General features: G+C 35.2%; 1 tRNA gene and 1 rRNA gene. Both read right to left on the reverse strand.

Annotation, left to right across the window (positions count from 1 at the left end):
- Positions 1-17: 17 nt before the first annotated feature.
- A tRNA-Ile gene (locus tag J3S90_RS15765) sits at positions 18-91 on the reverse strand.
- Positions 92-307: 216 nt separating this feature from the next.
- Positions 308-361, reverse strand: a 16S ribosomal RNA gene (locus tag J3S90_RS15770); the annotation flags it as partial.

Here is a 361-nt window from a genome sequence, read left to right on the forward strand (position 1 = left end):
TTTTTTTTAAGTAATTGTTGTCTCGGACAGACTCGAACTGTCGACCCCTACATTATCAGTGTAGTACTCTAACCAGCTGAGCTACGAGACAAGGTGATTTCTGATTTATGATTAACGATTTTTGATCTAGATTCTTCAACCTATAATCTCCAATCAGCATTCAACAATCTTAAATCGTTTATCTTTTACTTAATTGTATTATTTGAACTAACAGCAAGAGTAATAAAATGTATCTATTCTATTCCAATATAATCTTTGTCTTCTTTCCTAATCGTGTTTATTGCTAAACTAACAAATTAGGCTCTAGAAAGGAGGTGTTCCAGCCGCACCTTCCGGTACGGCTACCTTGTTACGACTTAGC

The organism is Flavobacterium flabelliforme, from assembly GCF_017948675.1.
In the GTDB taxonomy this organism is placed as follows: domain Bacteria; phylum Bacteroidota; class Bacteroidia; order Flavobacteriales; family Flavobacteriaceae; genus Flavobacterium; species Flavobacterium pygoscelis.